This is a genomic window from Streptomyces sp. Tu 3180 (genome assembly GCF_009852415.1).
Taxonomy (GTDB): domain Bacteria; phylum Actinomycetota; class Actinomycetes; order Streptomycetales; family Streptomycetaceae; genus Streptomyces.
Genome location: NZ_WOXS01000001.1, coordinates 1 through 12,065, shown reverse-complemented (window position 1 = coordinate 12,065; position 12,065 = coordinate 1). Strand labels below are relative to the sequence as shown.

The 12,065-nt window shown below is 67.6% G+C and carries 11 protein-coding genes and 2 pseudogenes; 9 read left to right on the top strand and 4 right to left on the bottom strand.

What is annotated here, in order from left to right:
* Window positions 1-877: 877 nt before the first annotated feature.
* Window positions 878-1,060, bottom strand: coding sequence for a hypothetical protein (locus GL259_RS00065; RefSeq protein WP_159528105.1), 183 nt, complete (start codon window positions 1,058-1,060; stop codon window positions 878-880).
* 222 nt (window positions 1,061-1,282) lie between these two features.
* Here GL259_RS00065 and GL259_RS00060 point away from each other — a divergent pair, with 222 nt between their 5' ends.
* Window positions 1,283-2,368, top strand: a complete 1,086-nt coding sequence (locus GL259_RS00060) for a hypothetical protein (RefSeq protein ID WP_159528103.1) — start codon at window positions 1,283-1,285, stop codon at window positions 2,366-2,368.
* 145 nt (window positions 2,369-2,513) lie between these two features.
* On the opposite strand, the gene GL259_RS00055 is transcribed toward GL259_RS00060, so the two are convergent.
* Entirely contained in the window at window positions 2,514-2,723 is a 210-nt protein-coding gene (locus tag GL259_RS00055) for a hypothetical protein (RefSeq protein WP_159528101.1), read from the bottom strand.
* 190 nt (window positions 2,724-2,913) lie between these two features.
* Window positions 2,914-3,312, bottom strand: coding sequence for a hypothetical protein (locus GL259_RS00050; protein ID WP_159528099.1), 399 nt, complete (start codon window positions 3,310-3,312; stop codon window positions 2,914-2,916).
* Window positions 3,313-3,397: 85 nt separating this feature from the next.
* On the opposite strand from GL259_RS00050, the gene GL259_RS00045 reads away from it, so the two are divergent.
* The 8 genes and pseudogenes from GL259_RS00045 (at window position 3,398) to GL259_RS00010 (ending at window position 11,615) form a co-directional block, all read left to right on the top strand.
* Window positions 3,398-5,872, top strand: coding sequence for a hypothetical protein (locus GL259_RS00045; RefSeq protein WP_159528097.1), 2,475 nt, complete (start codon window positions 3,398-3,400; stop codon window positions 5,870-5,872).
* 201 nt (window positions 5,873-6,073) lie between these two features.
* Complete coding sequence (locus GL259_RS00040; protein WP_159528095.1) at window positions 6,074-6,823, top strand: transposase family protein; 750 nt, start codon at window positions 6,074-6,076, stop codon at window positions 6,821-6,823.
* A gap of 250 nt (window positions 6,824-7,073) precedes the next feature.
* Window positions 7,074-7,876 (top strand): annotated as a pseudogene (locus GL259_RS00035) (class I SAM-dependent methyltransferase).
* An 86-nt stretch (window positions 7,877-7,962) separates the two neighbouring features.
* Window positions 7,963-8,361, top strand: a pseudogene (locus tag GL259_RS00030) (transposase family protein); the annotation flags it as partial.
* 72 nt (window positions 8,362-8,433) lie between these two features.
* Window positions 8,434-8,733 carry an AAA family ATPase gene (locus GL259_RS00025; RefSeq protein WP_243762131.1) on the top strand — a complete coding sequence of 100 codons (300 nt, stop codon included), beginning with the start codon at window positions 8,434-8,436 and terminating at the stop codon, window positions 8,731-8,733.
* 553 nt (window positions 8,734-9,286) lie between these two features.
* Window positions 9,287-10,297: a DUF6192 family protein gene (locus GL259_RS00020; RefSeq protein ID WP_243762130.1), complete on the top strand. Its 1,011-nt coding sequence runs from the start codon at window positions 9,287-9,289 to the stop codon at window positions 10,295-10,297.
* 3 nt (window positions 10,298-10,300) lie between these two features.
* Window positions 10,301-10,714 (top strand): hypothetical protein, encoded by a 414-nt coding sequence (locus tag GL259_RS38080; RefSeq protein WP_159528093.1) that lies wholly within the window; start codon window positions 10,301-10,303, stop codon window positions 10,712-10,714.
* 37 nt (window positions 10,715-10,751) lie between these two features.
* Complete coding sequence (locus GL259_RS00010) at window positions 10,752-11,615, top strand: IS5 family transposase (protein WP_159528091.1); 864 nt, start codon at window positions 10,752-10,754, stop codon at window positions 11,613-11,615.
* Here GL259_RS00010 and GL259_RS00005 read toward each other — a convergent pair.
* A partial coding sequence (locus GL259_RS00005) for a class I SAM-dependent methyltransferase (RefSeq protein ID WP_159528089.1) occupies window positions 11,606-12,065 on the bottom strand: 460 nt, incomplete at its 5' end. The genes GL259_RS00010 and GL259_RS00005 overlap by 10 nt on opposite strands.

Here is a 12,065-nt window from a genome sequence, read left to right as displayed (position 1 = left end):
GGCGGCAGAGCGTCCGGAATCGCGAGCAGAGGAAGGCAGATCGCGGCCATGGGCAGGCTCCCGCGGAGCATGACAGCCTTGACATGCCACACCGTGGTTTGGGCCGGGTATGGCAGCGGGATGATACGGTCACGACTCGTTTTCAGCGCAAGTGCGTACGCGCCTGCGGGGAAACGAGTTCGGCGTCGGCGCAGCGACATCGGAGATCTCCCTTGTCTCGGGGCTGGCGTTGAGAGCGACAGGACCCCGGCGCGCGGGCGACCAACCAACGGTGCCGGGGTCTTTGCCGTCCGGCAGAAGATGCCGGGAGCAGGACGCTACTACCTTGCGCAGCGCTCTGATGCCAGAAAGTAGCGTCGTGGGTACGGGTGCCCGTCACCCCGTGGACGGTCACTGCCAGAAGACCTCGCGCATAAACGACTCCAATCGATCAAAAACGGTCACTCAAAGAGGACATGTCGGATGAATCGACGAAGTTGAGTGCGCCCGCGCAGACTTCCCCGTCCTCCCGTGCCCCCACCATGCGCCCCTCACCCGCCACCTGAAGATCCACAAGCGTGTCAACAAAATCCAGCGGAACCCGGGGTGCACGAAGGCCAGTCAACACGCGAGCAGCCGAGGCAGACAACGACGCCGGGCTGCGCCCCAGGACCACCTCCGCAGAGGCGAAGAGCAGCGGCCGACCTCGCGGCCATCCCCACAGGTGCGAGGAGTAGCCAAGGGGCACGATGCCGAGGATGGAGGCGGAAGGACCATCCCCGCGGGTGCAGCGATTCACCTCTGCAGCTGTAATCCGTACGCCTTGAGCGCGGGCATGCATCCGGGGCCACCCCGCTCCGGACGCCCGGTTCCAGTAGGAGCGTGCTCTTGTGCCGGACTACTGACGTCCCGCCGCGATGACCCCGACGACGAGGGCGACGAGAACTCCCGCGCCGGTCAGAGCGAGCGTCAAAGGCTGGACGAGGGCCGGGTAGGCATAGCCGACGACGGCCAGGCCGCTGGCGATGACCAGGGTGACCAGGACGAGCAGCAGGACGACGATGCGGGCGAGCGTGGACATAAGTGCTCTCCCCTCTTGGGTCGGGCGCGCGGGCGGGCCGCGGGCGAGACGTGAAGACTTCCTGTGCTCACGTCACCACCGGCCGGGACTGTGGCGGGAGCCGCAGCACCCGTTGCCGTGGCATTGGCACCGGCCGGTTCCCGGGCAGCGGGGAACCCACCCCCCAGACACACCAAAAGTGATCATATGAATACAGTTAGTTAACTACTTGGGGGGTACGCCATGACGCATCACCGGCCGGACGGCAGTCCGGCGAAGAAGACGGACACCGGCAGCCGGCTCACCGCAGAGCGGCAGGCCTTCGCGGCAGCGCTGCGAGCGGAGTTCACCGGCAGGGGGTTCGGCGTGCGTGCTTTCGCCCGCGAGGTGAAAGACGCCGACGCCAGCACCGTCTCGCGCTACCTGTCGGGCGCGCGGGTAGCGCCACAGTGGTTCTTGGACAGCCTGGCCGAGCAGGCGCACCGCGGGGGCCAGCCCATCGCGCGGGCCAGGCTGGAGGAGCTGAGGAGGCTGCGTGAGGCGGCGCTGCGCGGCAGCGGGCATGCCAATTACCGGCTGCAGGCCCGTGTGGAGGAACTGCAGGCCCTCGTGGGGGAGCTGCAGGGCCAGGTGCAGGCCGTGACCGTCCGGTGGTGCCTGGCGCAGGAGGGGGCAGAAGTCCAGCATCATCTGCGGGCCGGTGTGCTGGAGGAGCACCGCGTCGTGCTGGCACGGCTGCAACAGCTCCAGGAAGACCTCGCCGCGGCACATGAGCGCCTTCTTCTCGCCGGGACCGAACGGGGCCGGCTGGAGGAGGAGAACGCGGTCATGCGCCGGCAGCTGCACGCCGCCTCGGCTTACGTCCAGGATCTCGAGGCCCGGCTGCAGGACAGCGAACGCCAGCGCGCCGAGGTGGCACAGACCATCCGCCGCGAGGACCAGCACGCCGCTGCGCCGTCACCGCGCCAGGGCGTCCCGCCCGCGCGAGAGGAAGCGGCTCAGCCGCCGGGCGCCGCGCCGGCCCGGCCGGTCGTTGACGGGCCCGCAACACCGGAGCGGAAGGACACGGCTCTTCGCAACAACCTCAGGTGGCTGGCCGCCCTCACCAGTCTCACCGGCTCCCTGGCCCTGTTCTTCGCGGGCATGTTCCACGTGGAGGAAGACAGCCACCTGACCCTCATCGACGCGGTCCTGCCCGCCGGCGGCCTGCTGAGCCTGCTCCTCATCGCCGCCCCGCTCGCCGCGCGCGCCGTAGCAGCCGACCCCCGCAGTACCGACGAGAGCAGCGACTGCGACGAGTACATGTACGGCTACTACCCCATGGTGTAACCCCACCGCGCCGGAGCGGGCCAGACCCGCTCCGGCACCCCTCCCCCGCCGCTCACCCCGCAATCGGCCGGTGCCCGCGGCGTTGACAGACCCGCAACAGAGATCCGAGCACAGGCACCGCGGCATGTAGCCGGGCGCCGCGGCCTCACGGACCCGACCGCGAAAGCCCCGCCGTGGCCTGACCGACAGCATTGAAGATTCCCTGCCCCAGGTCGGTCGGGGCGATCAACACACCGAACACCAAGACGATGAGCACCGTCAGCTGCTCGTCGCTACGGCTGCGGGCCTGGGTCCGCCGACGCAGCCGGATCACAATGATCACAGCAAGCAGCACCGCCACATTGATCGTCACCACCGGGCCAGTCCCCCTCCAGGCGCAAGCGCAGTCCCGCCTCCCTGTGTAGCGGGCAGCTGGTAGTGCGGCAGCCCGATGCGGCGCACTTGGCAGCAAACCGACGGATGGTCGGCCGAATCACTGAAACGTCCTCGCACACACCAGGACAGCACCAAAGAGCAACCCACCGCGCCACCGGCCTCCGTCTTCCCTACGAAGACCCGGTGGAGACAGAAGGCAAGTCATAGCTGACACGGCAGGCGGCACGGCGGCAGCCGTCGAGACCGAGGCGGGCGGCGCCGATGCGGCCGGCCTGGTCGACGGGACGGAAGGCGGGTCTGGTGTCGATGTCGGCGGCCTGTTTCCAGGCCAGCCAGCAGCGGACAGGGCAGGTGACGGGGTGCTGTCCGTGGGCGACGACGTCGCAGGCCGGGCGTCCCTTGGCAGAGGGGACGTGGATCTCAAGGCCTTCAGCAACCAGGCGGATGCCATCGGCATCCAGCGCGGAGACCTCCGCGGAACGGCCGGTGACGGCGAGGGCGAGGGTGACCAGGGCGCGGTCGCGCAGCACGGCCTGCTCGGGCATGCGCTGGGGAAGACGCACAGTCAAGCTACTGCTGTCTTTGACTCAGATGGAGGAGGATTTCTCATCCTGCCTAGGCGTCTGCTTATGGAGTCGGCATAACGTGGGGAACGTGCGTGACCGACTGATCAAAGCGACAGAAGCGGGGGCAGTCCTCGATCTGACCCGAAGGTGGATGCCTGCGCGAGTGCATCCGCGCCTCAGGAAGGTGTCGGCGAGGCAAATCCGCAGCCTTCTGTTGGAGCGCACTGGAGGTCCGCTCGACCCACGAGGCATCCGTTTGCTCAGGGCGCGCATCACCGGCCAACTTGACCTGACCGATGTGCGCAGTGTTGTCCCACTCAGGCTGGAGGGGTGCCAGTTCGACGAACCGGTGGTATTAGAACGCGCCCAGATGTCTTCTCTGTCCCTAAGCGGGTCGGTGCTGCCTGCCCTGCACGCTGACCACCTGCAGCTCAGTTTTTCCCTCGCCTTGGCCCACGTGAAGGTCACCGGTCACGCAAAGGCCGGTGCGGTCCGGCTGCTGGACGCGCACATCACCGGCGGGCTCGACCTGCGCTATGCCGAGCTGACCAATCACAACGGCCCCGCGCTACTCGCCGACCGCCTTAAGGTCGACAGCTACACCTCGCTGGCTAACATAAAAGCCACCGGCCATGGAAAAGACGGCGCTGTCCGGCTGCTAGGCGCGCAGATCACCAGCCAATTGCTCCTGGTCGGCGCCGAGCTCACCAACGACAGGGGCCCCGCCCTATTTGCTGACGGTCTGCAGGTCGACGACCACACCTCGCTGGCTGGCATGAAGGCCACCGGCCACGGAGAAGGCGGCACTGTCCAACTAGTGGGATCCCATTTCACTGGCAAGCTCCGCCTGACCGGCGCGGAGCTGACCAACCACACCGGTCCAGCCCTGACCGCCGACCGCCTGCGCGTCGACAGCGAAACCTCGCTGGCTGACCTGAAGGCCACCGGCGGCGGAAAAGACGGCGCCATCCGGCTGTCAAGCGCGCACATCACCGGCGGGCTCGACCTGCGCTATGCCGAGCTGACCAATCACAACGGCCCCGCCCTATTCGCCGACCGCCTTAAGGTCGACAGCTACACCTCGCTGGCCAACATAAAAGCCACCGGTCACGGAGAAGACAGCACTGTGCGGCTGTCAGGCGCGCACATCACCGGCGAGCTTGACCTGCGCTATGCCGAGCTGACCAATCACAACGGCCCCGCCCTATTCGCCGACCGCCTTAAGGTCGACAGCTACACCTCGCTGGCCAACATAAAAGCCACCGGTCACGGAGAAGACAGCACTGTGCGGCTGGTCGATGCGCATATCACCGGCGAGCTTCACTTGACCGGCGCCAAGCTGACGAACCACGCTGGTCCAGCCCTGGCCGCCGACCGCCTACGAGTCGACAGCAGCACCTGGCTGGCCGACATAAAGGCTACTGGCCACGGAAAAGACAGCACCGTCCGACTGGCTGGGGCCCACATCGCTGGCCAGTTCGACCTGCGCCGAGCCGAACTGACCAACCGCAGCGGACCAACCTTGACCAGTGACACAGGTCCCGCCCTCTTCGCCGACCGCCTGCAGATTGGCAGTCACGCCTCGCTGGCCGACCTGAAGGCCACCGGGCACGGGGAGGACGGCACCGTTCGCCTAACGGGAGCCCACTTCGCCGGCAAGCTCTATCTAACCGGTGCAGAGCTGACCAACCACACCGGTCCAGCCCTGGCCGCCGACCGCCTGCGCGTCGACAGCGAAACCTCGCTGGCTGACCTGAAGGCCACCGGCGGCGGAAAAGACGGCGCCATCCGGCTGTCAGGCGCCCACATCACTGGCACGTTGACGGTAAGTGGACGGGTGGCCACCCAAGGCGGCGACCGTGTGATCCTCGATCTACGAGATGCCCGAGTGGACGGCGCGCTGTCGTTGTGGAGCGAGAACGCATGGCACAGTCTGCTCGACGAGGCCAAGGCGCGGCCGCGATTGCTATTGGAAGGCTTCACTTACCGTTCCCAGCCCCTTGAGCCTCGAGCCGAAACTTGGCTGCAAGTGCTCCAGAAGTGCGTGCCTGGTAATCCTCCGCAGCCGTACCGACAGTTAGCCGATGTCTTCCGGAGAGCGGGTGATGAGGAGCGTGCCAAGATGGTTCTTATCGCCCAGCAGGATGCCTTCGGCCTGACGCTCAGCCAAGAGGATGGCTCCCTGCGAGGGGCCAGAGTTTGGCATTGGATCGCCCGCGTGACGGTCCGTTATGGCTACCGATCCGGTCGCGCTCTGTGGTTCCTCCTCCTCGTCATGGCCATCTCTTGTGGCCTTATGCTCTTGGCGGATACTCACGGATGGGTAGTTCACCCGAAGGCTCGAGGAGGTGGGCGCTGCGGCGTGGTGGAAAGCATCGGGTTCGCTGTCGACCGCGCCGTGCCTCTGCTTGGAACGATCGGGGCCGGCCGCTGCGAGCTGACCAACGCAGGTCCTGCGCAGTGGGTCTTCGTGGCAGGCGTGGTCCTGCAGCTTTTAAGCTGGGCGTTCCTCACCCTGTTCGTTGCTGGCTTCACCGGTATCGTCCGCAAGCCGCCGACTTGACAGTCGGGCGGAACAGAAACGGCGGTGCTGAACACTGCTGCCGTCGGCAGTGTGCATCTCACTGAGCTTTTTCAGCGTGGCCACTGAGCTTTTTCAGCGTGGCCACTGATCGGGTGACGGGATGGATCCCCGCAACACACAAGGCTCCCGTGCCGTTGGAGGAGGTGTTCTACGTCTCAACCCACCGGCGTGGGAGCCTCGTTGGTTGTCTATCCTGCCGCACTCGACCTGCCTCACGCCCTGGTCGAGTGGGTCACCATGCTCATCGTCACCCGCGAGGGTGACCGCCGCTGCAAGCTGCCCCCGCACCAGCGTGCCCTGGTCGGCCTGGTGTACCTGCGTCGGCACGACACCCTCACGCAGATCGCGGCCGGCTTCGGGATCTCGGTCGGTACCGCCCACACCTACGTCACCGCCGTCATCAGCCACCTGTCCAAACGGGCGCCCGGACTGCTGCGGGTGCTGCGGGAGACCGACCCCGGGCATGTCCTCCTGGACGGCACGCTCGCCGAGTGCGACCGGGTCGGCGACAGCCGGGCCAACTACTCCCACAAACACCGCCGCCACGGCGTGAACGTGCAGGTCGTGACTGATCCCGCGGGCAGACTGCTGTGGATCTCGCCCGCGCTGCCCGGCCGCACCCACGACCTCACCGCAGCCCGTACCCACCGGATCATCCGGATCTGCGAACGCCAGGGCGTCCCCATCCTCGCTGACCGCGCCTACATCGGAGCCGGCCCCTGGGTGACCACGCCGGTCCGACGCCCGCCCCGCCGAGAACTCACACCCACCCAGCGCACGACGAACCGGGCGCTGTCAGCAGCCCGAGCACCGGTCGAGCGAGGTGTCGCAAGGCTGAAGTCCTGGCGGATCTTCCGTAGAGCCCGATGCAGCCCGAACCGCCTGTCGTCAATCACCGCAGCGGTCCTCACCTTGGAGCGTCAGCGCTGAAAAAGCTCAGTGAAAGCGCTCCGCAGTGAACGCGCGCTTGCCGGCTGCGGTCCCCATCGTGGCCGATGGGGCGCCGGTGGAGTGGGGACCTGCGTCGGTGCGGCGTGTCGCGGTTTCCCACGAAATCCGGTGGAGTCTCAGCGGCCGGAAGTGGTTGGGTCCTGCGCAATGCTTCGCTGACACGGCCCGGCACAGTGCGAGGCGCAAGGTCCGAATCGCAGGCGCGGTCTCGCCTGCGTGTCGTCGAGTGATGGAGGTTATCGCGGTGGCTGGTTATGGGGCGCTTTCCGACGTATACGAGTGGCTGATCGGGGACGACAGGTTGACCCCCGCCAAGGCAGCCGCGGTTTACTACAGCGATGTCGTGGGCTCTCTGCCGCCCAACGCGCGCGTCCTCGACTGCGCGTGTGGAACCGGCCAGCTCGCCGTCGGTCTCGCGAGTCTTGGCCTTGACGTGGTCGCCGCAGACGCCAGCGATGGGATGGTTCGCCGGACCGAGAAGGCCGCCGACGAGCAGGGTGTCTCGCTTCGAGCCCTCCGCGCGAGCTGGGACGAGCTGCCCGACCACCTGGAGGACTCCACGTTCGATCTGGTGTTCTGCGTCGGCAACTCGCTCGGGCACGCCGAGGGCGCAGCCGGGCGCCTGACCGCACTGGAAGCGATGTCGCGGCTGCTGAATCCGGGCGGACGCCTCGTGCTCACGTCACGCAACTGGGAGCTCGTGCGCTCCGCCGGCTCACGGGTAGACGTTCGCGATCGACTCATCCGCCGCAACGACCGCGATGCGGTCGTCAGCTACTACTGGCAGATCGAGCAGCGCTGGGAGCAGGAACACTTCCTCGAGATCGTGGTCGCCCAGATCGAGCCGGATGGGGCAGTGCGAGCCTGCTCGGAGCGGTTGTCCATCTGGCCCTACCGGTACGAGGACCTCGTGGCGCAGTTGCGGAGTGTCGGGCTCACGGTGCAGTCCACCACCTTCGCCCCGAGAGCGATGGATACCTGGTGGTCGCCAGCCGCGACCAGGCGCGAGGCATGTCTGAGCCGGCGCGCTGATCCGCCTTTCGTCGTTGTCGTTGCCGACCTGCCTGCTCGCGACCGCCTGCAGCGGGTTCTTCGCGAAGTGTTCAGCGCTTGAAGCGGTTGCTGCGGGTGCGGTCCTCGCCGCGCTGGCTTCCGACCTGCGGACCGCGGCCTGCACGGCGTCCACCAAGGCCTTCGTGATCCTGGACGGCACGCTGCTGCCGATCGACCGAATCGCGGCCGACCGGCCCTTCTACTCTGGGAAACATAGGCATGAACGTGCAGATCATCACCGATCCCGCCCGGGCGACTGGTGTGGGTATCGCCTGCACTGCCCGGCGCGGTCCACGACATCAAGGCATGTCAACCGCTCGCATGCAGGGATCCGTGCGCTCGTCGAGCAGGCCATGGCCACCCTCAAGAGCTGGCGACTCCTGCGCAAGCTGCGATGTTCCACGACTCGCATCACCAGCCTGGTTCAGGCCGTCCTCACCCTGCATCTGACCTGCTCAAACTGAGGTTGGAAACAGCTCAGTGAGACAACCGCGTTCATGGCCCCGCTGGGATTCGCTCGATGCGAACAGTAGAACTTGACAGGGAACGCCACGAACGTCACCCGCGAGGCCCGTGAGCCGCTGGTCGCCGCCGCCAAGCGGCACCACATGCCCGTCATCGCGATCCTGGTGGCCACCCCCGTCTCGGTGTGCGTGGAACGCCAAGGCCCGCGGCCGGCCAACCGTACCGTGCCGGACGACACGGTACGTGCGCAGCACAAGGCGATGGTCCATTCCCATCCCGCGCTGCTGGCGGAGGGCTTCAACGAGGTGGTCTTCGCCGACAGCCTCCACCGGCTGCTGCCCTACCTGCAGCGACTGAGTAGGTGTTTTTGATCCCTGGCCGTGAGGTGCGTGCACCTGGATGATCTGAGGTGTGGGGGCTGGCGGGACGGCTCGGCGGTACTGCCGGGAGTGTGGTGATCCGCTGCCGCAGACGATGGCGGCGGAGGCGGTGTTCTGTTCGGGTCGGTGCAGGTCACGACGGTGGCGGAGGCTTCAGCGGACTCGGCAGCGTGTGGCCGCGATACAGCGGGGAGAGCAGGCCGAGTGCCCGGTGTGCCGACGGTCGTGGACGGTAGGGGTGGAGCGGTCGAAGGCGGCGGTGTATTGCTCGGACCGGTGCCGGGTGCGAGCTTGCCGCCACCGGCGGGCGTCGCGGAACGGCGTTACGGAAACGCCGTAGCCGAACGCCTCGCAGACACCTCGAACATCTCAAGTTTTGCAGGGTAGTTGGCTGCAAAGCGTGTGCGCTTCAAGCGCCCCTGGCTCACGCCCTGCCCCGGCGTGTCGCGCCCGCGTCACGGTGGACGGTGACCGGGGCCGGCGCCCCCTTTGACCGGTCACATCGTGGTGGCCGGGCCGGACCTGGGCGAGGGCGGTGGTCATCATGACCGACGTGGCCGACCGGATCGGGAACGTCACCCGGCAGCGTTACGAACAGCTCGTCACCCGGGCGAAGGAACTGATCGCACAGGTCGCGAGGGCGCAGTTCGCCCTGGGCGACATGGCGTTGGAGATCGAGCCGATGCGGTCGGTGGGCGGGTCGATGCCGAACGGCACGGACGACCTGTTCACCGTGACGGAGTCGTTGCAGATGTTCGCGGACGACATAGGCGTCGAGCGCCGGACGGTCGAGGACTGGCGATACACCGCCAACCGGTGGCCCGAGGGGCGCCGCAAGGAGGGTGTGTCGTTCACCGTTCACCGCATCCTCGCATCGGTCGCGGACGAGGACGAGCGGTGGGCGGCGATCGAGGACGCACCGTTCAACCCGCGCACGGGAGCTCGGCAGTGGACGCCAGACGGCGCGAAACGGGTCGTCGGGCAGCGGGTCGACCGGCCGGTCACGGTCGATGAGAAGGTCCAGGCCGTCGCCGACCTAACCCGAGACGACGAGGTCGCAGCCCAGGTCGCCACCGACCTGCTGAAGCGTCCGGCGGTCACCGAGCACGTCACCCCGGCCGAAAGGGTCCGGGTCGTCACGGAACTGACCAGGGACGACACCGTCGCCCAGCAGGTGACCACCGACCTGCTGCGCCGCCCGGCCGTCGCCCGGAAGACGATGCGGGACGACACCACCCGGATGCTCGTCAACCGCGCCCAGTTCGACAACTCCGCCGACACCCGGGACCGGATCCGGGAACGTACCCCGGCCGTCCGCGCGATCGAGCACACCATCGAGTACCTCGACCTGGTCGGTTCCTGCCACGGCTTTGTGGCCACGCTCGGCCGCCTGGTCCCGCAGCTGCGCGGGCAGGAGTTCACCGAGGACGAGCGCGAGACCGTGCGCCGGCAGATCGGCCGGGTCCGCGCGGCGGCGGACTGGCTCGAAGGGGCCCTCGACAACGGCGAGTTCACCCTGGACGAGCAGCTGGTCCAGCTGCTCATAGGCGAGTAGGCCATGCCGCGACGGCGGGAGGCCCGGCCGCTGGCCGAGCACTACGGCGATCTGGTCCGCGTCGCTCTGATGGAAGCACGCCCCGCCGGCCTGCACACCTATCAGCTCATGGCCGCCACCCGCCTGACCCGCTCGCAGGTCGGCCGCGGGATGCGGCACGTCCGCGACGTCGTCGCCGCGGAGAACCTGACGCCGATCACCTGGACACGGCGGGACAGGTTCATGTTCTCCGACGACCCCGCGGACTGGATTGAGTACGACAAGCGGCAGTTCCGGCAGATCCTCGGCCGGCTCACCCGTGTGATCACGGGCACGCTCGATCCGCACCTGGCCCGCTACCCCGACGACGAATGGGCCCAGCTCGCCACCGCCCAGCTCACTGGGGTGCGCGCCACCCTCGCCCAGCTCGCCAAATAAACCCCGTCCACCGTCGATCACCTCTGCCGAGCCCGCCATGCCCGCTGCCTCCCGTCGCCGCCGCTACCCCTCTGACACCTCCGTCGCCGAATGGGCACTTCTCGAACCCCTGCTGCCCGTCCCGGCCTGCCAGACCAAGACCGGCGGTCATCCGGAGAAGTGGCCGCGGCGGGAGATCGTCGACGGCATCCGCTACATCGTCGACAACGGCGCGAAGTGGCGAGCCCTGCCTGCGGATTTCCCTCCGTGGGAGACGGTTTACGGGTTCTTCTGGCGGTGGAACCGGGCCGGGGTCGTCACCTACATCCGTGACCAGCTCCGCCGCAGGATCCGTACCGGCAAAGGCCGCTGTCCCCACCCGGTGACGCTGATCGTGGACTCCCAGTCGGTCAAGGGCGCCTCCACTGTCGGCAGGGACAGCCGGGGATACGACGCCGCGAAGAAAATCAACGGACGCAAGCGACATATCACCGTCGACACGCTCGGCCTGCCCGTGATGATCACGGTGACGCCCGCCGACATCCAGGACCGCGACGCCGCCCGCGACGTGTTCTGGCGCCTGCGCCTCACCCAGCCGCAGATCACCCAGGTCTGGGCCGACCGCGGCTACGCCGGCGACCTCGTGGACTGGGCCCGCGACCGCCTCTGGCTCACCCTGCGCATCGTCTCCCGACCCAAGGGCACCAAGGGCTTCGTCGTGTTACCCCGCCGTTGGAAAGTCGAGCGCACGATCGGCTGGTGCATGAACGCCCGCCGCAACGCACGCGACTACGAACGCTTGCCCCAGCACTCCGAAGCACACCTGAACTGGGCGCTCATCACCATGATGACTCGGCGTCTCACCCGCAAGAGCCCCCGCACCGATACTTGGTCGAGGAAGCCACGGGCCACTCAGGGCTGATTCCATACAAGCGTATAGCGCCAGAACAACCGTCGTCGCAGCCGTGCGCCAGGGAGGACGTCTCTGGCTTCACGGACGATGTCGTCAAAGGTCATGTCCGCTGAGCGAGTAGGGGCCGTCATGGAGACGGGCCGCTGCGAGGGGCGGCCCTTGTTCTTCAGCCAGCCCATGGCAGCGTTGGCCGGAATGGCGACAGCGCCGAGCAGGTGGTCCACGGGGGTCTGGGCGCGAGACAGGCCGACGATCACCAGTGTCCCTCCCGGAGCCAGATGGCGGCGGAAACGGGTGAGCGCCAGGGGGAACGGCAGGTGGTGGATCGTGGCGACACACGTGATGACGTCGTAAGGGCCGGCAGGAAGCTCAGCTATTGCATCCGCGACGGTGAAGGTGACGGGGAGCCCGGAAGGAGTCAGTTTCTGGGCCTGGGCTGTGATCACCGGATCGGAATCG